Origin of the sequence: Streptomyces cellostaticus (genome assembly GCF_001513965.1) — a bacterium.
GTDB lineage: Bacteria > Actinomycetota > Actinomycetes > Streptomycetales > Streptomycetaceae > Streptomyces > Streptomyces cellostaticus.
This window is the reverse complement of sequence record NZ_KQ948065.1, coordinates 1-24,330: the sequence shown is the minus strand read 5'-3', so window position 1 is coordinate 24,330 and position 24,330 is coordinate 1. Positions and strand designations below refer to the sequence as shown.

Here is a 24,330-nt window from a genome sequence, read left to right as displayed (position 1 = left end):
TGCCTTTTCTCCGAAAGGATCTGCGGCACCGTGCGCACCGACCTCATCAAGCCCCTGCCCGTCGTACTCCGGGAGCACGCGACCCGTTTCCCCGACAAGGTGGCATTCGCGGACGACCGGCGAGCGGTCACCTACGGAGACCTCGAGGCACGGACGCGCCGACTGGCCGGGCACCTGGCGCACCTCGGCGTCGAGCGCGGCGACCGGGTGGCCATCTGCCTGGGCAACACGGTGTCCACCGTGGAGAGTTACCTGGCGATCGTGCGCGCCGGGGGCATCGGGGTGCCGCTCAACCCGGCCTCCGCGCCGGCCGAGCTGGAGTACCTCCTCGCCGACAGCGGCGCCGCGCTGGTGATCACCGACGCCGCTCGGGCTCAGCGCTTCAGGGGCGCGCCCGGGGAGGCGCCCGGGACCGTGCTCCTCGTGACGGGCGAGGTTCCGGAAGGTCTCCTCGAAGGGGCGGGAGTCCACGCGTACGACGAACTCGCCGACAGCGAGCCGTCCGTGCCCGCCCGGGACGATCTCGCTCTGGACGACGTGGCCTGGATGTTCTACACGTCGGGGACGACCGGCCGGCCCAAGGGCGTCCTGTCGACGCAGCGCAACTGCCTGTGGTCCGTCGCCTCCTGCTACGTACCGATTCCGGGCCTCACGGACCAGGACCGGGTGCTGTGGCCGCTGCCACTCTTCCACAGCCTCTCGCACATTGCGTGCGTGCTGTCCGTCACAGTCGCCGGTGCCACCGCCCGGCTCATGGACGGCAGCTCCGCCGAGGACGTCATCAGGGTCCTGCGCGACACCGACTCGACCTTCCTGGCCGGCGTCCCCACCATCTACCACCACCTGGTGGCGGCCGCCCGGCAGAACGGCTTCTCCGCACCGAGCCTGCGCATCGGCCTGGTCGGCGGCGCGGTCACCGGATCCGGCCTCCACCGCGACTTCGAGGAGACCTTCGGGGTCCCGCTGGTCGACGCCTACGGCAGCACCGAGACCTGCGGCGCCATCACCATGAACCCGCCGGACGGCGCCCGCGTCGAAGGCTCCTGCGGCCTGCCCGTGCCGGGCGTCGACGTCCGCATCGTCGACCCCACCACGGGAGTCGACGCCCCCGTGGGGCAGGAGGGGGAGGTCTGGGTCAGCGGGCCGAACGTCATGGTCGGCTACCACAACAGCCCCGAGGCGACCGCCGAGGCGATCCGGGACGGCTGGTTCCGGACCGGAGACCTGGCTCGGCGCGACGAGGCCGGCTACTTCACCATCTGCGGCCGGATCAAGGAACTCGTCATCCGCGGCGGCGAGAACATCCACCCCGAGGAGGTCGAGACGGTCCTGCGCGCCGCCGAGGGCGTCGCGGACGCGGCGGTCGCCGGCGCCCCGCACGACACACTCGGCGAGGTGCCGGTCGCGTACGTGATCCCCGGCCCCACCGGGTTCGACCCCGCAGCGCTCGTCGCGCGGTGCCGCGAACAGCTCTCCGCCTACAAGGTGCCGGAGCGGATCCACGAGGTCACGAGCATCCCCCGGACCGCCTCGGGCAAGATCAGACGACGCCTCCTGGCCGAGCAGCCGAGCCGCCTGCGGTACGCGGCGAGCGGGCACCACGACGCGCTGACGGTCCTCGAGTGGGTTGCGGTACCGGAGCCGGACCACACCGGTGCGGTGGGACGGAGCTGGGCGGTCGCCGGCCCCGAGGCGGGTGAACTCGTCGGCGCCCTGGAAGCGGCGGGCGTCGCAGTGCGCCACTACCCGGACCTGGCTGCGGTGCGCGCCGCTGTGGCCGACGGCGAGCCGGCCCCGGACGTGACGGTCCTGGTGCCTTCGGCCGGAGCCGAGGCCGGGCAGGACGCGGACGCGGACGCGGACGCGATCAGCGTGGGGCGTAGCAGGGCTCGGCGCCTGGTGCAGGACGTGGACGCCTGGCTGGCGGGCCCGGAACCGGCGGCCTCCAGGCTGGTGATCCTCACGCGCGGCGCCGTCGCGGCCGTCCCGGCCGACGGCGTTCAGCAACTCGCCGAGGCCCCGCTCTGGGCTGTCGCGCGCTCCTGCCAGGAGGCCCGGCCCGAGTCGCTGACCGTCGTGGACGTTCCGGATGTTCCGGACGGCCTGGACGCTCCGGACTCCCGGGACGCCCTGGTGGCGGCGCTCGCCTCCGACGAGCCCCAGATCGCCGTGCGTTCGGGCGCTGTGCTGGTTCCCCGGCTGATGCGCCTGCCCGTCGTCGACCACCCGCAGACGGACTCCTGGCCCGGAGCCACCGGCACCGTGGTGGTCACCGGAGCGGACACCGAACACGGCGCGGCGCTCGCACACCGTCTCGCCACCGTCCACCAGGCGAGGAACCTGCTGCTCGTCAGCGCCCCCGGCGCCCCCGGCACCACCCCCGGCGACGAACTGGCGTTCGCCCGGACGAGCGTCATCCGGGTCACCGCCGACGCGGCCCGTCCGGAGCCGCTCCGGGACGCCCTGGCCGACCTGCGCCACCCGGTCACCGCAGTGGTGCACACCACCGACGCCCCCGAACTGGCCCTGCAGCTCGACCAGATGACGGCGGGGGAGGACCTCTGCGCCTTCGTCGTGGTGTCGTCCGGTGCCGCCGGGCTGCTGGGTTCTCCCGACGACCCGGACGCGGCCGTCGACGCGCTCCTGAGCGATGCGGTGGTACGCAACCGCCGGCTGCGGCACCTGCCCGGCTCGTACCTCGCCTGGGACGGATGGCCCGGCGAGGGCGAGGGCGACGGCTCCGGCTCGACCAGCGAGACTGCGGGTCGACTGCGTCAGGATCTGCTCTCCGCTTTCGACATCGCCCTGACGACGAACCCCCCGTCGCCGCTGACCGCGCTGCCCGGCGCACCGGCCCCCGACGCCCACGTGCCCGCGATCCTGCGCTCCTTGGCCGAGGACCCCTCTCGGCCGGGCGAGCCGGACGAGGCCGTCGCGGCAGCCCTGCGCGACCGGCTCTCCCGGATGGCGGAGCGCGCGGGGCTGGCACTCCTCGAAGACCTGGTCCGCACGCAGGCCGCCGATGTGCTCCAGCAGGCGGGGCCCGAACTGGTTCCGGCCGACCGTGCCTTCCGCGAACTGGGCCTCACCTCGAAGGCCGTCGTCGCACTGCGCGACCGGCTGACGGAGAAGACCGGACTGCGCCTGTCCACCACGGTCGCCTTCGACCACCCCACCCCGGCGGCCCTCGCGGCCTTCCTGCGGTCCGAGATCCTCGGAGACCCGGGGCCCGCACCGGTGACCGGCACGGTCACGGCCGCCGACCCCGGCGAGCCGCTCGCCATCGTCGGCATGGCGTGCCGGCTGCCCGGCGGTGTCTCCTCACCCGAGGACCTGTGGCGACTGGTGCGTGACGGCCGCGACGCCGTCTCCGACTTCCCCGAGGACCGTGGCTGGGACCTGGAGGGCCTGTTCGACCCGGACCCGGAGCGCGTGGGCACCTCGTACACGAACCAGGGCGGTTTCCTCCACGATGCGGGCCTGTTCGATGCGGGCTTCTTCGGGATCTCGCCGCGTGAGGCGCTGGCGATGGACCCGCAGCAGCGGCTGCTCCTGGAGACGTCGTGGGAGGCCCTGGAGAGCGCCGGTGTCGACCCGGTCTCGCTGAAGGGCGCCGACGTCGGCGTGTTCACCGGGCTGTTCGGCCAGGGGTACGGGACCGGTGTGGCCACGCCGGAGCTGGAGGGCTTCGCGACCACGGGGCTGGCGTCGAGTGTGGCGTCGGGCCGGGTGTCGTACGTCTTCGGTTTCGAGGGCCCGGCGGTGTCGGTGGACACCGCGTGCTCGTCGTCGCTGGTGGCGATGCATCTGGCCGCGCAGGCGCTGCGGCAGGGCGAGTGCTCGATGGCGCTGGCCGGTGGCGTCGCGGTGATGGCGACCCCCGACCACTTCGTGGAGTTCTCCCGGCAGCGGGCGCTGGCTGCCGACGGCCGGTGCAAGGCGTTCTCGTCGACGGCTGACGGCACGGGCTGGGCCGAGGGTGTCGGCGTGGTCGTGTTGGAGCGTCTGTCGGTGGCGCGGGAGCGCGGGCACAAGGTTCTCGCGGTGCTGCGGGGGAGCGCCGTCAATCAGGACGGTGCGTCGAACGGTCTTACGGCTCCGAGCGGGCCCTCGCAGCAGCGGGTCATCCGCCGGGCGCTGGCCGGCGCCGGGCTTTCCCCGGCGGACGTGGATGTCGTGGAGGCCCATGGCACGGGTACGGCCCTGGGTGACCCGATCGAGGCGCAGGCGCTGCTCGCGACCTACGGCAAGGATCGCGATCCCCAACAGCCGCTGTGGCTCGGCTCGTTGAAGTCGAACATCGGTCACACGCAGGCGGCGGCGGGTGTGGCCGGTGTGATCAAGATGGTGCAGGCGCTGCGGCACGAGATGCTTCCGGTGACCCTGCACGTGGACGCGCCCACGTCGCAGGTGGACTGGTCCGCGGGTGCGGTGGAGTTGCTGACCGAGTCCCGGGAGTGGCCGCGCGACGGTCGTCCGCGGCGCGCGGGTGTGTCCGCGTTCGGCGTCAGCGGGACGAACGCGCACCTGATCCTGGAGGAGGCGCCCGAGGAGGCGGCGCAGCAGCCGCCGGCACCCGCGGGTGTGGTGCCGTTGGTGGTGTCGGCGCGCAGCGAGGCCTCGCTGGCAGGGCAGGCCGAGCGGCTCGCGTCGTTCATCGAGGGCGGCGACGGGGTGTCGCTGGCGTCGGTGGCCGGGGCGCTGGTCTCCAGCCGTGCGGTGCTGAGCGAGCGTGCGGTGATCGTGGCCGAGTCGGATGCGGAGGCGCTCGCCGGGCTCCAGGCGCTCGCACGGGGCGAGAGCGCGGCCGGTGTCGTGTCCGGGTCGGGGGCGCCGGGCAAGGTTGTGTGGGTGTTCCCGGGGCAGGGCTCGCAATGGGTCGGTATGGGCCGGGAGTTGCTGGATGCTTCGCCGGTCTTCGCTGAGCGGATCGCTGAGTGTGCGGCTGCTCTTGAGCCGTGGATCGACTGGTCCCTTGTTGACGTGCTGCGCGGGGATGCTGCCCCGGAGCTGTTGGAGCGGGTGGATGTGGTGCAGCCCGCCAGCTTCGCGGTGATGGTGGGTCTTGCTGCCGTGTGGTCCTCGGTCGGGGTTCGTCCCGATGCGGTGCTGGGGCACTCGCAGGGTGAGATCGCGGCTGCGTGTGTGTCGGGTGCGTTGTCGCTGGAGGATGCGGCGAAGGTCGTCGCGCTGCGCAGCCAGGCCATCGCGTCCCAGCTGGCCGGGCGTGGCGGCATGGCCTCGGTCGCCTTGCCCGAGAGCGAGGCCGCCGAGCGTCTTGAGCGCTGGTCGGACCGGGTCGAGGTCGCGGCCGTCAACGGCCCCACCTCGGTGGTGATCGCCGGTGACGCCGAGGCGCTGGACGAGGCACTTCAAGCCCTCTCGGACGACGGTGTCCGGGTGCGCCGGGTGGCCGTGGACTACGCCTCGCACACCCGGCACGTGGAGGACATTCGCGAGGCCCTCGCCGAGACGCTGGCCGGTATCGACGCCTCTGCGCCGGCGATCCCCTTCTACTCCACCGTCACCAGCGCATGGATCGACCAGGCCGACGTCCTGAACGGCGACTACTGGTACCGCAACCTGCGCGGCCAGGTCGGCTTCGGCCCGGCCGTCGCCGACCTCCATCGCCAGGGCCACAACGCCTTCGTCGAGGTCAGCGCCCACCCGGTCCTCGTCCAGCCGATCACCGAAACCGTCTACGACGCCGACGCCGGCACCGACACGGTGGTGACCGGTTCGCTGCGCCGCGAGGACGGCGGGCTGCGCCGTCTGCTCGCCTCCATGGCCGAGCTGTTCGTCCGTGGCGTGCCTCTGGACTGGGCCGGGGTGCTGCCGGACGGAGCCACGTCGGCGGGCGCGGACCTGCCGACGTACGCCTTCGAGCACCAGCACTACTGGCTCCAGCCGGCCGGGACCGCGACCGACGCGGCCTCCCTCGGACTCGCCGGAGCCGATCACCCCCTCCTCGGTGCGGTCGTCAGCCTGCCGAACCCGGGCGGCCTCATGGCCACGTCGAGGTGGTCCCTCAAGACGCACCCCTGGCTCGCCGATCACCTCCTGGCCGATGCGGTCGTCGTGCCGAACGCCACCCTGGTCGAACTGGCCATCCGGCTCGGCGACCTGGCCTGCGCCCCCGTCATCGACGAACTGACCGTGGACACGCCCGTTGTGCTGCCGCAGCACGGCAGCCGCAGCGTCCAGGTCGTCGTCGGCGAGCCCGACGAGACGCTGCGGCGGCCGGTGGAGGTCTACTCCCGCGCCGGGGACGCCCCGTTGGACGCCGAGTGGACGCGGCACGCGCACGGCACGCTGGCGCCCGCCGACACCGGCGAGCTGCCCGCGCCCGCCGGGCCGGACACCGAGGTCACCGAGGTCGCCCTGGACGGTGCCGCTCTGCGTGACGCGGACCGCTACGGGGTGCACCCGGCGCTCCTCGACGCCGCCGTCCGTACGGTCGTCCCGAGCGGCATGCTCCCGTCCGTGTGGACCGGCGTGTCCCTCCTCGCGTCGGGCGCCGCCGCACTGTACGTGCGCCGGGGCGGTACGTCGGCGGAGGGTACGCCCCTCCTGCTGACCGACCCCACGGGGCAGCCCGTCATGACGGTCGAGGGCGTGCGCGGAGCACCGTTCTCGCCCGAACAGGCCGGAATCATCGGGGCGTTGCCGCACGACTCCCTGTTCCGCACCGACTGGACGCAGGTGCCGCTGCCCGCCGTGGACCGTGCCCCTGCCATGGTGTCCGTCGCGAGCGGCGAGGACGTCGCCGCCTCGGCCGGGGCGGACGGGCCCGCTCCCGGCATCCTGCTGTACGACGCCCAGGCCGCGCCCACCGAGGGCGACCCTCGCGCGGCGGTCGGCGCGGCCCTCGCCGTCCTTCAGGCGTGGCTCGCGGAGCCCGCCCTGGAGGAGACCCGGCTGGCCGTGGTCACCGGGGACTGCGACGGGCTCGACGCGGCCGCGGTGTGGGGTCTGGTGCGCTCGGCGCAGTCGGAGCACCCGGACCGGATCGTCCTCGCGGACCTCGACGACGACTCCCGCTCCGCTCTGCCGGCCGTGGTCCTGAGCGGCGAGCCGCAGGTGAGGGTGCGCGACGGTGTCGCCGAGGTTCCCCGCCTCGTACGAGTGCCGAGCGTGGCCGGCGAAGCCGGGGCGCCTGCGCGCCCGCTCGACCCCGAAGGCACCGCGCTGATCACCGGCGGCACCGGAACGCTCGGTGCGCTGACGGCGCGGCACCTGGTCACCGCCTACGGCATCCGCCACCTGGTTCTGGCCAGCCGCCGCGGCGACGCCCCGCAACTGCGCGAGGAGCTGACCGCGCTGGGCGCGACGGTCACGGTCGCCGCCTGCGACACGTCCGACCGGTCCCAACTCGAAGCCCTGATACGGCAGATACCGGCCGAGCATCCGCTGACGGCCGTCGTGCACTCCGCGGGGGTCCTGGACGACGGGGTGCTCACCGAGCTGACCCCCGAGCGCGTCGACACCGTGCTGCGGCCCAAGGTGGACGCGGCGCTGCATCTGCACGAGCTCACCCGGGACCTGGACCTGGCCGCGTTCGTGCTGTTCTCCTCGGCGTCGGGCGTTCTCGGCAACCCCGGACAGGGCAACTACGCCGCCGCCAACGCCTGCCTGGACGCCCTGGCGCGGCAGCGGCACCGGCTCGGTCTGCCGGCCGTGTCCCTGGCCTGGGGTTACTGGTCGACGGCCAGTGCCATGACCGAGCACCTGGGCGCCGCGGACCTGCGGCGCAACCAGCGCATCGGCATGGCCGGGCTCACCGCCGCCGAGGGCATGGCCCTCCTGGACGCCGCCCTGAGGCCCGGGACGGGCACGGACGGCACGCTGGTGGCGGCGAAGTTCGACGTGACGGCCCTGCGGCGGGCGGCGGCCGACGCTCCCGTACCGACTCTGCTGCGCGGACTCGCGCCCGCGCAGCGGCCGACGGCCCAGGTCGGCGTGGAGTCCGGGGCCGCGTCCCTGGCGGAGCGCCTCGCCGCGCTGAGCGGCACCGAGCAGACCGAGGCCCTGGTCGGCCTGGTGCGGCGGCACGCCGCCGAGGTCCTCGGACACAGCTCCGTCGACGCCGTACGCGCCGACCGGTCGTTCAAGGAGGCCGGCTTCGACTCGCTGACCGCGGTGGAGCTGCGCAACCGGCTCGTCGCCGCGACCGGCGGCACCCTCTCCCCGGCGGTCGTCTTCGACTATCCGAAGCCGAGACTGCTCGCCGAGCACCTGCGCACCAAGTTCTTCGGCGGTTCGCCCGAGCCGACGGCCGAAACCGCGGCGGGCCCGGTCACGGGTGACGAGCCGATCGCGATCGTGGCGATGGCGTGCCGCTTCCCCGCCGGGGTGCACAGCCCGGAGGACCTGTGGCGCGTGGTGGCCGACGGTGTCGACGCCGTCACCGAGTTCCCCGACGACCGCGGCTGGGACACCGAGCGGCTCTTCGACCCGGACCCCGACCACCCCGGCACCACGTACGTGCGCCACGGCGCCTTCCTGGACGACGCCCCCGGATTCGACGCCGCCTTCTTCGGTATCTCGCCGAACGAGGCGCTGGCGATGGACCCGCAGCAGCGGCTGCTGCTGGAGACGTCCTGGGAGACGTTCGAACGGGCCGCGATCGACCCGACGTCGCTGGCCGGGGCGGACATCGGCGTCTTCGTCGGCGTCAACAGCCACGACTACAGCGTGCGCATGCACCAGGCGTCCGGCGTCGAAGGGTTCCGCCTCACCGGCAGCTCGGGCAGTGTCCTGTCCGGCCGAATCGCGTACCACCTCGGCTTCGAGGGCCCCGCCATCACGGTCGACACGGCCTGCTCCTCCTCGCTGGTGGCCCTGCACATGGCGGCGCAGGCCCTCAACCGCGGCGAGTGCACCATGGCGCTGGCCGGCGGTGTGATGGTGATGGGCACCGTGGAGACGTTCGTGGAGTTCTCCCGGCAGCGCGGCCTCTCGCCCGACGGCCGGTGCAAGGCGTTCGCGGACGGCGCGGACGGCACCGGCTGGTCCGAGGGCGCCGGGCTGCTCCTGGTGGAGCGGCTCTCGGACGCCCGCCGGCACGGGCACCAGGTCCTGGCGGTGCTGCGCGGCAGCGCGGTCAACCAGGACGGCGCGTCCAACGGCCTGACGGCTCCGAACGGTCCCTCGCAGCAGCGGGTGATCCGCAAGGCCCTGGCCCACGCCGGTCTGTCGACGGCGGACGTGGACGCCGTGGAGGCGCACGGTACGGGCACGACGCTCGGCGACCCGATCGAGGCGGAGGCGCTGCTCGCGACCTACGGACAGGGCCGGGATCCGCACCGGCCTTTGTGGCTCGGCTCGGTGAAGTCGAACCTCGGCCACACCCAGGCCGCGGCGGGCGTCGCCGGTGTGATCAAGATGGTCATGGCGATGCGGCACGGCGTACTGCCCCGGACGCTGCACGTGGACCGGCCCTCGACCAGCGTCGACTGGTCGGCCGGAGCCGTGGAACTGCTGACCGAGGCCCGCGACTGGCCGCGCGACGAGCGCCCGCGCCGCGCGGGAGTGTCCTCCTTCGGCATCGGCGGCACCAACGCGCACGTCATCCTCGAAGAGGCCCCCGACGAGCCGGTGCCCACCACGCCGGAGCCCGCGCCGCGGCCGGCGGATGCCCCCGTGCCCGTACCGGTGTCCGCGCGGACGGCGGCCGGACTGCGCGGCCAGGCCGACCGGCTCGCCCGCTTCCTGGACGAGCGGCCCGACGTACGTCTTCCCGACGCCGCGCACGCGCTGGCCACCGCCCGTGCCCACCTCGACCACCGCGCCGTCGTCCTGGCCTTCGACCGGGACCGGCTGCGCGCCGACCTCACCGCCTTCGGGCAGGGAGCGGCGAGCCCCACGGTCGTCACCGGCACCCCCGCCGCGGGCAGACTGGCCGTCCTCTTCACCGGCCAGGGCAGCCAGTGGGCGGGCATGGGCCGCGAACTCGCCGACACGTTCCCCGTCTTCAGGGACGCCTTCGCCGCCGCGTGCTCCGCCGTGGACGCACACCTGAGCGGGCACGCGCAGCGCCCGCTGCACGACGTCGTCCTCGCCGCGCCGGGATCGCCCGACAGTGAGCTGCTCGACCGCACCATGTACACCCAGGGCGCCCTGTTCGCCCTGGAGACCGCGCTGTTCCGGCTCCTCGAGTCCTGGGGCGTACGACCGGACCTGCTCGCCGGGCACTCGATCGGCGAGATCACCGCCGCGCACGTCTCCGGAGTCCTCGACCTGGACCAGGCCGGCGAACTCGTCGCCGCGCGCGGCCGGCTGATGCAGGCCCTGCCGGAAGGCGGCGCGATGGTCGCCGTCCAGGTCACCGAGGCCGAACTCGCGCCCCTGCTCGCCCGGGCGCAGGGAGTGGTCTGCGTCGCGGCGGTCAACGGCCCCGACGCGCTGGTGCTCTCCGGCGCCGAGGACGCCGTGCTCGCCGTCGCCGCTGAACTGGCCGGACGGGGCCACAAGACGCGCAGGCTCACCGTCAGCCACGCCTTCCACTCCCCGCTGATGGAGCCCATGCTCGAAGAGTTCCGCACGGTCGCGGAGCGCCTGTCGTACCAGCGGGGTGCCGTTCCCGTCGTCTCCACCCTGACCGGCGAGCTCGCCGGCGACGGACAGCTGTCCGCCCCCGGCTACTGGGCCGACCAGGTACGGAACGCGGTGCGGTTCGGCGACGCCCTCACCGCGCTCGTCGAGCAGGGCGTGACGACCTTCCTCGAAGTGGGCCCCGGCGGCGTCCTCGCCGCGATGGCGCTCGGCACGCCCGGCGTCCAGGAGAGCGGCTGCGTCGCCACCCTCCGCAAGGACGGCACCGAGCCCGTCGACGTCCTGACCGCGCTCGCGGAACTGCACGTACGCGGAGTGGACCTGGACTGGTCGGCCGTCCTCGGACACCCGGCCACCGCGGCCGGGACCGAGCTGCCCACCTACGCGTTCCAGCACCAGCGGTACTGGGTCGAGACCGACGCCGCCTCGGCGGGCGGTGCCGAGGCCCTCGGTACCGCCGGCGCCCGGCACCCGCTGCTCACCGCCGTGGTCGAGGTACCCGGCGACGACGGCACCGGCGGCGTCGTCCTCACCGGACGCCTGTCGCCGTGCAGCCGGGGCCTGCTCGGCGCGCCCATGGCGACGGACGGCATCCCGGCCGCCGCCCTCCTGGAGATGATCCTCAGGGCCGGCGACGAGGTGAGCTGCGGAGGTCTCGAACGCATCGTCGTCGAGGAGCCGTTGACGGTCCCGGAGCACGGCCACACCCAGATACGGGTCACGGTCGGCGGCCCGGGCCCGGACGGGCGCCGCAGCGCCGCCGTCCACGGCCGCCCCCTCGGCCCGGAGCAGGGGCCCTGGACGTGCCACGCCCGTGCCGTCCTCGCGCCCGGAATGCCGCAGCCCGTCTTCGACCTGCGGACCTGGGCGCCGCCCGCGGACAGTGCCTCAGCCCTGCCCGGCGCACACCGCGTCTGGCAGCAGGACGGGGGGACCTTCGCGGAGATCGCGCTGCCGGACGAACTGGCCGACGAGGCAGCCGAGTTCATCCTGCACCCGGTACTCCTGGACACCGCGCTGCGCGTCCTGGACTCCCGTACGGCAGCGGAGGCGACCGGCGCCGGACAGCCCGTCCGTGCCCTGTCCGACTGCGCCGGTCTGGCGGTGTACGCGCAGGGCGCCGCGGCGCTGCGGCTGCGGATCACTGCGGTGGAGGGCGAGCGGTACCTCGTCGAACTGGCGGACTCCGGCGGCGAACCCGTCGCCGTTCTGGGCCCGTTGAGCCTGGACACCGTTGACCGGGAGGCCGCGGAGGAGCCCGTACCGCCGTACGCGCATGGCGCCGCCCCCGGCATCCAGGCCGCGCCCGCCGGCCCGACCCGGCGCGTGGTGGCCCGCGGCGAGGGCACGGGCGAGGCGTACGCCGGACGGCTGGCCGGTCTCCCGGCCGAGGAACAGCACCGTGTGCTGATGGCGCTCGTCAAGGAGAGCGTCGCGGTCGTGCTCGGCCACCGCGAGGCGGACGCGTTCGACTTCGATGCGGAGCAGCCCTTCAAGAGCCTCGGCTTCGACTCGCTCGGCGCGGTCAAGCTGCGCAACCGGCTGCACGACTTCACCGGCGTCGAGCTGCCCGCCACGCTCGTCTTCGACTACCCCACCCCGCAGGCGCTGGTCCGCTACCTGCGCGCCGAACTGCTCGGCGAGCACGAGGAGCTGCCTGTCACGGCCCCGGCCGCGGCGGCCTCCGACGAGCCGATCGCGATCGTTGCCATGAGCACGCGGCTGCCGGGCGGAGCGGACAGCCCCGAGGAGCTGTGGAAGCTCGTGATCGAGCGCCGGGACGCGGTGTCCGGCTTCCCGGTCGACCGCGACTGGGACCTGGAGGGCCTGTACCACCCGGACCCGGACCACGCGGGCACCAGCTACACCCGCTCGGGCGGCTTCCTGCACGAGGCCGCGCAGTTCGACGCCGCCCTGTTCGGGATCTCGCCGCGGGAGGCGCTGGCGATGGACCCGCAGCAGCGGCTGCTCCTGGAGACCTCCTGGGAGGCGCTGGAGCGGGCGGGCGTCGACCCGCTGTCCACCCGGGGCAGCGACATCGGCGTCTTCACCGGGATCGTCCACCACGACTACGTGACCCGGCTCCACCACGTGCCCGAAGACGTCCAGGGCTACCTCATGACCGGTACGGCGGCGAGCGTGGCGTCCGGCCGGGTCTCGTACGTCTTCGGCTTCGAGGGCCCGGCGGTCACCGTGGACACGGCCTGCTCCTCCTCGCTGGTGGCCATGCACCTGGCCGCGCAGGCGCTGCGGCAGGGCGAGTGCTCGATGGCGCTCGCCGGTGGCGCGACGGTCATGGCCAGCCCGGACGCCTTCCTGGAGTTCTCGCGCCAGCGGGGCCTGTCCGCCGACGGCCGGTGCAAGGCGTTCGCGTCGACCGCCGACGGTACGGGCTGGGCCGAGGGCGTGGGTGTCGTGGTGCTGGAGCGTCTGTCGGTGGCGCGCGAGCGCGGCCACAAGGTCCTCGCGGTGCTGCGGGGCAGCGCCGTGAACCAGGACGGTGCGTCCAACGGTCTTACGGCTCCGAACGGGCCCTCGCAGCAGCGGGTCATCCGCAAGGCGCTCGCCCATGCGGGCCTGAGCCCGGCCGACGTGGATGTCGTGGAGGCCCATGGCACGGGTACGGCCCTGGGCGATCCGATCGAGGCGCAGGCGCTGCTGGCGACGTACGGACAGGGCCGGGACCCCGGGAAGCCGCTGTGGCTGGGCTCGTTGAAGTCGAACATCGGGCACACGCAGGCGGCCGCGGGTGTGGCCGGTGTGATCAAGATGGTGCAGGCGCTGCGGCACGAGATGCTTCCGGCGACCCTGCACGTGGACGAGCCGACGACGCAGGTGGACTGGTCGGCGGGTGCGGTGGAACTGCTGACCGAGGCCAGGGAGTGGCCGCGCGAGGGCCGTCCGCGCCGGGCCGGTGTCTCCTCGTTCGGCGCGAGCGGAACGAACGCGCACCTGATCCTGGAGGAGGCACCCGCCGAGGAGGCGCAGCAGCCGCCGGTACCCGCGGGTGTGGTGCCGTTGGTGGTGTCGGCGCGCAGTGCCGGTTCGCTGGCGGGCCAGGCCGGCCGGCTTGCGGCGTTCATCGAGGACGCCGGCCGGGCACCGCTCGCGGGTGTCGCCGAGGCGCTGGTGTCGCACCGGGCCCTGCTGAGCGAGCGTGCGGTGATCGTGGCCGGCTCCGACGAGGACGCGCTCGCCGGGCTCCAGGCGCTGGCGCGCGGCGAGAGTGCCTCCAACCTGGTGGCCGGCGGTGCCGCTTCGGGTGCGCCCGGCAAGGTCGTGTGGGTGTTCCCGGGCCAGGGTTCCCAGTGGGCCGGTATGGGCCGGGAGTTGCTGGAGTCGTCGCCGGTGTTCGCCGAGCGGATCGCTGAGTGTGCGGCTGCTCTTGAGCCGTGGATCGACTGGTCCCTAGTCGACGTGCTGCGCGGGGATGCCACCCCGGAGCTGCTGGAGCGGGTGGATGTGGTGCAGCCCGCCAGCTTCGCGGTGATGGTGGGTCTTGCTGCCGTCTGGGCGTCCGTGGGTGTTCGTCCCGATGCGGTGCTGGGTCACTCGCAGGGCGAGATCGCGGCTGCGTGTGTGTCGGGTGCGTTGACGCTGGAGGACGCGGCGAAGGTGGTGGCGCTGCGCAGCCAGGCCATCGGCGAGCAGTTGGCCGGGCGTGGCGGCATGGCTTCGGTGGCCCTGAGCGAGAGCCAGGCGGTCACACGCCTGGAGCGTTGGGCGGACCGGGTCGAGGTCGCGGCCGTCAACGGCCCCACCTCGGTGGTGATCGCCGGTGACGCCGAGGCGCTGGACGAGGCACTTCAAGCCCTCTCGGACGACGGTGTCCGGGTGCGCCGGGTGGCCGTGGACTACGCCTCGCACACCCGTCACGTGGAGGACATCCGCGAGGCCCTCGCCGAGACGCTGGCCGGCATCGACGCCCAGGCGCCGACGCTGCCCTTCTACTCCACCGCCACCGGCGCATGGGTGGACCAGGCCGGTGTCCTGGACGGCGACTACTGGTACGGCAACCTGCGCGGCCAGGTCGGGTTCGGTCCGGCCGTGGCCGAGCTGATCCGCCAGGGCCACGGCGTGTTCGTCGAGGTCAGCGCCCACCCGGTGCTGGTCCAGCCGATCACCGAGACCGTCTACGAAGCCGACGGCGACGCGGACGCCGTGGTGACCGGTTCGCTGCGCCGCGAGGACGGCGGTCTGCGCCGCCTGCTGGCCTCCATGGCCGAGGTGTTCGTACGCGGCGTCCCCGTGGACTGGTCCAGGGCCCTGCCCGCCGCAACCGTGCCGACAGGCGTGGACCTGCCGACGTACGCCTTCGACCGCCAGCGCTACTGGCTCCAGGAGGCGGACGCGGCCGACGCCGCCGCCGACGTCTCCGAGGGCGCGGACTCCGACTTCTGGCAGGCGGTCGAGCACGCCGATCTGGACTCGCTCACCGAGCTCCTGGAGATGGCGTCGGCCGACGAGCGCACCGCGCTCGGCACGGTCGTGCCCGTCCTCGCCGAGTGGCGCGGCAAGCGGCGTGAGCAGTCGAGTGCCGAGAAGCTGCGCTATCACGTCACCTGGCAGCCGCTGGAGCGCGCAGCCGCCGGTGTGCCGAGCGGGCGCTGGCTGGTCGTCGTACCGTCCGAACGTCCGGACGACACCGCGATCGACGCTCTCCTTCAGGAGCTGAGCGGTCAGGGGCTCGGCATGATCCGGCTCGACGTCGGTGAGCTGGACCGTACGCGGCAGCGGCTCACCGAGCTGCTGGCCGGTGTCCTGGCCGAACACGACGTGACCGGAGTCCTGTCGCTGCTCGCCCTGGAGGCGGCCGGCGGCCCGCAGGACCCGCTCGCGGTCACGGCGTCGACGCTCGCGCTGGTCCAGGCCCTGGCGGACGGCAATGTCACCCAGCCCCTGTGGTGCCTGACCAGGGGCGCGGTGAACATCGGCATCCACGACACCCTCACCTCGCCCGCCCAGGCGGCGCTGTGGGGCCTCGGCCGGGCCGCCGCGCTCGAACGCCTCGACCGGTGGGGCGGGTTGGTCGACCTGCCCGCCAGGACGGACGCGCGTGCGGCCCGGTACCTGCTCGGCGTGCTCAACGGCGCCACAGGCGAGGACCAGCTCGCGGTACGGCGCTCGGGCGTCTACAGCCGCCGGCTGGTCCGCAAGCCCGTGCCGGAGGCGACGGCCGCCGACGCCCGCTGGCAGCCCCGGGGCACCGTCCTGGTGACCGGTGGCGCCGAAGGACTCGGCAGGCACGTCGCGGTGTGGCTCGCGCTCGCCGGCGCCGACCGGCTCGTCATCACCACCACCGCGCACGCGCCCGACCAGGCCGTGCCGGGGCTGCGGGCCGAACTGGCCGCGCTCGGGGTCGCCACGACGGTGGAGTCCTGCGCGGACGCGGACCGGGACGCCGTCGCGCGCCTGGTGTCCGCGGCCGAGCAGCCGCTCACCGCGGTGGTGCACGCCGCCGACATCACCCGCACCAGCTCCATCGACGACACCGAAGTGGCCGATCTCGCCGAGGTGTTCGCCGCCAAGGTGGACACCGCCCTGTGGCTGGACGAGCAGTTCGAGGACACGCCGCTCGACGCGTTCGTGGTGTTCTCCTCGATCGCCGGTGTGTGGGGCGGCGGCGGCCAGGGCCCGTCCGCAGCGGCCAACGCCGTCCTGGACGCCCTGGTCGAGTGGCGCCGCGCCCGCGGGCTGAGGGCGACGTCGCTCGCCTGGGGCGCGCTCGACCAGATCGGCGTGGGCATGGACGAGGCGGCCCTCGCCCAGCTGCGCCGCCGGGGCGTCCTGCCCATGGCACCGCAGCTCGCGGTGACCGCGATGGTGCAGGCGGTGCGGGGCAACGAGAAGTTCGTGGCGGTGGCCGACATGGACTGGGGGGCGTTCGTCCCCGCGTTCACCTCGGTCCGCACCAGCCCCCTGTTCGCCGATCTGCCCGAGGCGAAGGCGGTGCTCCAGGCGGCGCAGCGCGACAGCGAGAACAGCGACGCGGCCTCGTCCCTCGCGGACTCCCTGCGGGCGGTCTCCGAGGCCGAGCAGAACCGCATCCTGCTGCGCCTGGTGCGCAGCCACGCCTCGACGGTCCTCGGTCACGGCGGTGCGGAGGGTATCGGTCCGCGCCAGGCGTTCCAGGAGGTCGGCTTCGACTCGCTGGCCGCGGTGAACCTGCGCAACAGCCTGCACGCGGCCACCGGACTGCGGCTGCCCGCGACGCTGATCTTCGACTACCCCACCCCGGAGGCGCTGGTCGGCCTGTTGCGCGCCGAGCTTCTGCGGGAGCCCGACGACGGTCTGCAAGCACGTGAGGACGACCTCAGGAAGGTGCTGGCCTCCGTTCCGCTCGCCCGGTTCGAGGAGGCCGGCGTCCTCAAGACCCTGCTGGGCCTCGCCGACGAGGTCAACGGCCGGGACGGCGACGACGAGAACGACGGGAACACGGCCGCGGACGCGTCGGCTGCCGGGGCGTCGGCGAGTGCCGGCGCGGAGGAACTGATCGACGCGATGGACCTGGCCGGCCTGGTGCAACGGGCCCTGGGCAAGACGAGCTGACCACTGATGACGAAGGAATCGTGGAGGATGGGTATGGCCGCGCCGGACGAGCAGGTTGTTGAGGCACTGCGGGCCTCGCTGAAGGAGAACGCCCGGCTCCAGCAGGAGAACAGCGAACTCGCTGCCGCGGCCATGGAGCCCATCGCGATCGTCTCCATGGCCTGCCGGTACGCCGGCGGGATCCGCAGCCCCGAGGACCTGTGGCGGGTGGTGTCCGAGGGCACCGACGTCTACACCTCCTTCCCCGAGGACCGGGGCTGGGACCTTGAGGGCCTCTACCACCCGGACCCCGACAACCCCGGTACGACCTATGTGAGCGAGGGCGCCTTCCTGCACGACGCGGGCCGGTTCGACGCCGGGTTCTTCGGCATCTCGCCGCGCGAGGCCCTGGCCATGGACCCGCAGCAGCGGCAGCTGCTCGAAGTGTCCTGGGAGGCCCTCGAACGCGCCGGCATCGACCCGCACTCGGTGCGGGGCAGCGACATCGGCGTGTTCGCCGGCATGGTGCACCAGGACTACGCCCCCGACCTGAGCGGCCACGAGGACTTCCTCAGCCTGGAACGCGCCCTCGGCACCGCGGGCGGCGTCGCCTCCGGACGCGTCGCCTACACCCTCGGACTCGAGGGCCCCGCGGTCACCGTCGACACCATGTGCTCCTCCTCGCTGGTGGCGACGCATCTCGCCGCGCAGGCACTGCGCCGCGGCGAGTGCTCGATGGCGCTCGTGGGCGGCTCCACGGTGATGGCGACGCCGGGCGGGTTCGTCGGCTTCGCACGCCAGCGGGCCCTCGCCTTCGACGGGCGCATCAAGTCGTACGCCGCCGGGGCCGACGGCTCCAGCTGGGCCGAGGGCGTGGGCGTCCTGCTCCTGGAGCGGCTGTCGGTGGCCAAGGAGCGCGGCCACCGGATCCTCGCGGTGATCCGCGGCAGCGCCGTCAACCAGGACGGCGCGTCCAACGGCCTGACCGCACCGAACGGCCCCGCGCAGCAGGGCGTGATCCGCAAGGCCCTGGCCGGCGCCGGGCTCTCCCCGGCGGACGTGGACGCGGTGGAGGGCCACGGCACGGGCACGGTCCTCGGCGACCCGATCGAGGCGCAGGCGCTGCTGGCGACGTACGGGCGTGGCCGGGACCCGCAGAAGCCGCTGTGGCTCGGCTCGGTCAAGTCCGTCATCGGGCACACGCAGGCGGCGTCCGGTGTGGCCGGTGTGATCAAGACGGTGCAGGCGCTGCGCCACGGGGTGCTTCCGGCGACCTTGCACGTGGACGCGCCGACCCCTCAGGTGGACTGGTCGGCGGGTGCGGTGGAGCTGCTGACCGAGGCCAGGGAGTGGCCGCGCGAGGGCCGTCCGCGCCGGGCAGGTGTCTCCTCGTTCGGCGCGAGCGGAACGAACGCGCACCTGATCCTGGAGGAGGCGCCGCAGGAGGAGCAGCAGCCCGCCGCGGAGCAGGCCGCGCCCGCCGGCGCGGTGCCGCTGGTGGTCTCGGCGGGCACCGCCGCTTCCCTGGCGACTCAGGCCGAGCGGCTCGCGGACTTCGTCGAAGGCGCCGCAGGCACGTCGCTGACGGACGTCGCGGGCGCCCTGGTGACGGGCCGTGCGGTGCTGGGCGAGCGTGCGGTGGTCGTGGCCTCCTCGGACGAGGAGGCAGTGGCCGGGCTGCGCGCGCTTGCACAGGGCGAGAGCGCGGCCGGTGTCGTCTCCGGTTCGGGGACGCCGGGCAAGGTCGTGTGGGTGTTCCCCGGTCAGGGCTCGCAATGGGCCGGTATGGGCCGGGAGTTGCTGGAGTCGTCGCCGGTCTTCGCCGAGCGGATCGTGGAGTGCGCGGCTGCTCTTGAGCGGTGGGTGGACTGGTCGCTGGTCGACGTGCTGCGGGGCGAGGCTGCCCCGGAGCTGCTGGAGCGGGTCGATGTGGTGCAGCCCGCCAGCTTCGCGGTGATGGTCGGCCTGGCCGCCGTCTGGGCGTCCGTGGGAGTCGAGCCCGACGCGGTGGTCGGTCACTCGCAGGGCGAGATCGCGGCCGCGTGTGTGTCCGGTGCGCTGTCGCTGGAGGACGCGGCGAAGGTGGTGGCGCTGCGCAGCCAGGCCATCGGCGAGCAACTGGCCGGACGCGGTGGCATGGCCTCGGTCGCGCTGAGCGAGGAAGAGGCGGTCGCGCGTCTTGAGCGCTGGGCGGACCGGGTCGAGGTGGCCGCGGTCAACGGCCCGTCCTCCGTGGTGATCGCCGGTGACGCGCGGGCGCTGGACGAGGCGCTGGACACCCTGGAGGACCAGGGCGTACGGGTGCGGCGGATCGCCGTGGACTACGCCTCGCACTCCCGGCACGTGGAGCAGATCCGCGACGCCCTCGCCGACGCGCTGGCCGGGATCAGTGCCCAGGCGCCGGCCATCCCCTTCCACTCGACCGTCACCGGCGGCTGGGTGGAGGAGGCCGGGGTCCTGGACGGCGGCTACTGGTACCGCAACCTGCGCGGCCAGGTGAAGTTCGGCCCGGCCGTGGCCGAGCTGATCCGCGAGGGGCACGACGCCTTCGTGGAGGTCAGCGCCCACCCGGTGCTGGTCCAGCCGATCACCGAGATCGTGTACGGCGCCGAGGGCGACGTGGATGCGGTGGTGACCGGTTCGCTGCGGCGCCAGGAAGGCGGTCTGCGCCGCCTGTTCGCCTCGATGGCGGAGCTGTTCGTGCGCGGCGTGCCCGTGGAGTGGGCCAAGGTGCTGCCCGCCGCGGCCGCGTCGGCCCGCGTGGACCTCCCGACGTACGCCTTCGACCAGCAGCACTACTGGCTCCGGATGGGCGGCTCGGCCACCGACTCCGCGTCGCTGGGACTGGCCGCGACCGATCACCCGCTGCTCGGCGCGGTGGTGCAGCTGCCGCAGTCCGACGGCCTCGTCTTCACCTCGCGCCTCTCGCTCCAGTCGCACCCCTGGCTCGCCGGGCACGCGATCGGCGGAGTCGTCATCGTCCCCGGCACGGCGTACGTCGACCTCGCCGTCCGCGCCGGTGACGAGTTCGGCTACGGCGTCCTGGAAGAGCTCGTGATCGAGGCACCGCTGGTGCTGCCCGAGCGCGGCGGGGTGCGCGTCCAGGTCGCGGTGAGCGGAGCGGGCGCGACCGGCTCGCGCACCGTGGACGTGTACTCCCTGCGCGAGGACGACGCCGGCGAGGGCGGTACCGGCGAGTGGACGCGGCACGCCACCGGACTCCTGTCGGCCGAGCCGAAGGCCCCGCAGGCCGACGTCGACTTCGCCGCATGGCCCCCGCCGGGTGCGCAGCCGGTCGACGTCGAGAACTTCTACGGCGACCTGGTCGAGCGCGGTTACGCCTACGGGCCCGCGTTCCAGGGCATGCGGGCGGTGTGGCGGCGCGGCGAGGAGGTCTTCGCCGAGGTCGCCCTGCCCGAGGAACAGCGCGAGGAAGCGGGCAGGTTCGGCATCCACCCGGCGCTCCTCGACGCCGCCCTCCACACGAACGCCCTCGCCGACCCGGACGACGACCGCAAGGTGCTGCCGTTCGCCTGGAACGGCCTCGTGCTGCACGCCGCCGGTGCCTCGGCGCTGCGCGTGCGGGTCGCGCCGTGCGGCCCGGACGCGCTGTCGTTCCAGGCCGCCGACGAGACCGGCGGCCTGGTCGTGACCATGGACTCGCTGGTGTCCCTGCCGGTCTCCGCCGACCAGCTCGACGCCGCGGCGGCGGACGAGAGCCGCGACTCGCTGTTCGGCGTGGAGTGGGCCGAACTGCCCTCGGCCCAGGGCGCCGTGCCCGCGCCGGCGTGGGCGCCGGTGGCCACGGCCGAGGACGTGACAGCCCTGGCCGGCACCGCCGGAGCACCGACGGTGGCGGTCCTCCAGGCCGTCGGCGGCGACGGCGAGGACGCCGTACTCGCCCTGTCCACACGGGTGTTGGGCGTGCTGCAGGCGTGGCTGGCCGCGGACGGCCTCGAGCAGTCCCGCCTCGTGGTGGCGACCCGGGGCGCGGTGCCCGCCGGTGACGGCGTGGTGAGCGACCCGGCCGGAGCGGCGGTGTGGGGTCTGGTGCGCGCCGCGCAGGCCGAGAACCCGGACCGGATCGTCCTCCTCGACACCGACACTGACACCGACGGACCGGGCGCCGTCCTCGGCGCGGTCCTCACCGGCGACGAGCCGCAGGTCGCGGTGCGCGGCACGGCCCTGTCGGCGCCCCGGCTCGCCCGCGTCACCGGACAGGTCCCGGACGCCCCCGGGGTGTTCGGGCCCGAGGGCACGGTCCTGCTCACGGGCGGCACCGGCTCCCTCGGCGGCCTCGTGGCCCGGCACCTCGTCACCCGCTACGGCGTACGAAACCTCCTGCTCGCCGGCCGCCGGGGCCAGGAGGCAGAGGGCGTACGGGAACTGGTCGCCGAACTCACCGAGCAGGGCGCGGCGGTCTCCGTGGTGGCCTGTGACGTCTCCGAGCGCCATGACGTCGAGGCACTGCTGGCCTCCGTACCGGACGAGCACCCACTGACCGGCGTGGTGCACCTGGCCGGTGTACTGGACGACGCCGTGATCGCGACGCTCACCCCGGAGCGCCTCGCCGCAGTGTTCGCGCCCAAGGTGGACGCGGTGCGCCACCTCGACGAGCTGACCCGCAACCTCGGCCTCGACGCGTTCGTCGTGTTCTCGTCCGCCGCCGCCCTCATGGGATCGGCGGGCCAGGGCAACTACGCGGCCGCGAACGCCTTCCTCGACGCACTGATGGCCAAGCGCCGCGCGGCGGGCCTGCCCGGCCTCTCTCTGGCCTGGGGCCTGTGGGAGCAGAGCGACGGCCTGACCGCGCACCTCAGCGCCGTCGACCAGGCCCGCATGAGCCGCGGCGGTGTCCTCGCGCTGACACCGGCCGAGGGCCTGCGCATCTTCGACACCGGCCTGCACATGGGCCAGGCACTCCTCGTGCCGATCAAGCTGGACCTGAAGACGCTGCGCGGCCAGGCCACGGCCGACGGGGGAGTCCCGCATCTGCTGCGCGGCCTGGTACGCGCCGGCCGGCGCACCGCGCGGGCGGCCGCCGGGGACAGCAGCGGGCTGGTCCGCCGGCTCGCCGGGCTGTCCCCGGACGAGCAGGAGAGCGTCCTGCTGTCCGTCGTCCAGTCCGAGGCGGGCGCCGTACTCGGCTTCACCAGCCCCGAACTGACGCAGGGCACCAAGGGGTTCAGCGACCTCGGCTTCGACTCCCTGACCGCCGTCGAACTGCGCAACCGGCTGAGCGGGGCGACCGGAGTGAAGCTCCCCGCCACGCTGATCTTCGACTACCCGACCCCGCAGGCCCTCGCCCGCTATCTGCGCGAGGAGCTCGGGGACACCGCAGCGGCCGACACACCCGCCGCGACCGCCACCGCGGGCGCGGACCCCGACGAGCCGATCGCGATCGTGGGGATGTCGTGCCGGCTGCCCGGCGGGGTGACGAGCCCCGAGTCCCTGTGGCGCCTGGTGCAGGAGGGCCGCGAGGGCGTGTCCACCTTCCCGGACGACCGCGGCTGGGACCTGGAGAGCCTGTTCGACGACGACCCGGACCACGCGGGCACGTCGTACTCCGCCAAGGGCGGCTTCCTGGAGGGCGCCGGCCTCTTCGACGCGGGCTTCTTCGGGATCTCGCCGCGTGAGGCGCTGGCGATGGACCCGCAGCAGCGGCTCCTCCTCGAAGCCACCTGGGAGGCCCTGGAGCGGGCGGGCATCGACCCGACCGCGGCCCGGGGCGACAACATCGGCGTGTTCTCCGGTGTCTCCATCCACGACTACGTCGAGTCCCTGACCAGCATGCCCGCGGAACTCGAAGGCTTCGCCACGACCGCCACCGCGGGAAGCGTGGCCTCGGGCCGGGTGTCGTACGTCTTCGGCTTCGAGGGCCCGGCCGTCACGGTGGACACCGCGTGCTCGTCGTCGCTGGTGGCCATGCACCTGGCCGCGCAGGCGCTGCGGCAGGGCGAGTGCTCCATGGCGCTCGCCGGCGGCGTCGCCGTGATGGGATCGCCGATCGGCGTGCTCGGCATGTCGCGCCAGCGTGGCCTGGCCGCCGACGGCCACTGCAAGGCGTACGCGGACGACGCCGACGGCACCGTGCTCTCCGAGGGCGTGGCCCTGGTCGTCCTGGAGCGCCTGTCGGTGGCCCGGGAACGCGGCCACAAGATCCTGGCGGTGCTGCGCGGCAGCGCGGTGAACCAGGACGGCGCGTCCAACGGCCTGACGGCCCCGAACGGCCCCTCGCAGCAGCGGGTCATCCGCAAGGCCCTGTCCAACGCGGGGCTCGCGCCGACGGACGTGGACGTCGTGGAGGGCCATGGCACGGGTACGGTCCTCGGCGACCCGATCGAGGCGCAGGCGCTGCTCGCGACATACGGCCGGGGCCGGGACCCGCAACAGCCGCTGTGGCTGGGCTCGTTGAAGTCGAACCTCGGGCACACCCAGGCCGCCGCGGGTGTGGCCGGTGTGATCAAGATGGTGCAGGCGCTGCGGCACGGCGTCATGCCCCCGACGCTGCACGCGCAGCAGCGCACGACGAAGGTGGACTGGACGGACGGCGCCATCGAGCTGCTGACCGAGGCGCGAGAGTGGCCGCGCGACGGTCGTCCGCGCCGGGCGGGCGTGTCCTCGTTCGGTATCAGCGGGACGAACGCGCACCTGATCCTGGAGGAGGCGCCCGAGGAGGCGGCGCAGCAGCCGCCGGCACCCGCGGGTGTGGTGCCGCTGGTGGTGTCGGCGCGTAGCGAGGGCTCCCTGTCGGGTCAGGCCGGTCGGCTTGCGTCGTTCATCGAGGACGCCGGTCAGGTGTCGCTGTCGGGTGTCGCCGGGGCCCTGGTCGCCGGCCGGGCGCTGCTGAGCGAGCGCGCGGTGGTCGTGGCCGGCTCGGACGAAGAGGCGCTTGCCGGGCTGGGTGCGCTGGGGCGCGGGGAGAGTGCGTCCGGCGTGGTGTCCGGCAGTGTGGGCTCCGTGGCGCCGGGCAAGGTGGTGTGGGTGTTCCCGGGCCAGGGCTCGCAATGGGCCGGTATGGGCCGGGAGTTGCTGGAGTCGTCGCCGGTGTTCGCCGAGCGGATCGCGGAGTGTGCGGCTGCTCTTGAGCCGTGGATCGACTGGTCCCTTGTTGACGTGCTGCGCGGGGATGCCACCCCGGAGCTGTTGGAGCGGGTGGATGTGGTGCAGCCCGCCAGCTTCGCGGTGATGGTGGGTCTTGCTGCTGTCTGGTCTTCGGTGGGTGTGCTGCCGGATGCCGTGCTGGGG

The 24,330-nt window shown here is 74.0% G+C and carries 2 protein-coding genes; both read left to right on the top strand.

All coding sequences use genetic code 11. From position 1 onward, the window contains the following. Positions 1–30: 30 nt before the first annotated feature. Positions 31–17,103, top strand: a complete 17,073-nt coding sequence (locus AQI88_RS40655) for a type I polyketide synthase (protein WP_208616079.1) — start codon at positions 31–33, stop codon at positions 17,101–17,103. 27 nt (positions 17,104–17,130) lie between these two features. Next, on the top strand, positions 17,131–24,330 hold a 7,200-nt coding region (locus AQI88_RS48285), incomplete at its 3' end, for a type I polyketide synthase (RefSeq protein WP_244184603.1).